The following is a 596-nucleotide window of genomic DNA, read 5'->3' as shown; positions in this document are numbered from 1 at the left end:
ATCGCCTTCGTCTTCCAGCCCATGCGCTTTCCTGGCGGCGTCGAGCTGCGGCTGCAGGCTACCCGGCAGCGCCTGGAGCTGGGCCGAGACCGGCAGGGCGTTTTCGGCGTGGACGGTCACCCCGAGCAGCAGGAACTGGCGCTCTTCCTCACCCCCTAGGTCGTGCAGCGGGTGCTGGGTGAGTTCGAACCAGCGCCCGGCCTGGAGCTGGCGCGCGCCACCGCTGCCGCGAAAACGCTTGGCCAGGGATTCATGCGCTTCCAGCCGGTTTTCGGTGAGGCGTTCGCCGCGCTCGTAGCCGTGGTAGTAGTACTCGCCGGCGTAGTCGTAGGCCTCGGTGTCGGGCAGGTTGCCCTGATCGCTGAGGGTATCGAGGCCGGTGCGCTTGGTCAGTGACGGCTGCTTGTAGTCGAAGGTGCCGACGCTGACGCGGGTGGGCTGCTGGCTTCGCACGCCGCCCCACTGGGTCAGCGCGTCTTCCGTCTCGGTGGCATCCTGGCGGTGGAAGCGGATCGCCTGGGGGCTGACCGGCTGGGTGGTGTCGACGTCGTCGGTGAAGACGATGCGATGGCCATCGAACTTCTCGTCGTCGCCCG

1 protein-coding gene is annotated in these 596 nt (G+C 68.1%); it reads right to left on the bottom strand.

The window, feature by feature from the left end; genetic code table 11:
* The coding region (locus BTW07_RS18765; protein ID WP_208605445.1) for a phage late control D family protein at nucleotides 1–596 on the bottom strand (596 nt) is incomplete at both ends.

Source organism: Salinicola socius (genome assembly GCF_001937195.1).
In the GTDB taxonomy this organism is placed as follows: Bacteria; Pseudomonadota; Gammaproteobacteria; order Pseudomonadales; family Halomonadaceae; genus Salinicola; species Salinicola socius.
This window is presented reverse-complemented; position numbering and strand designations above follow the sequence as displayed.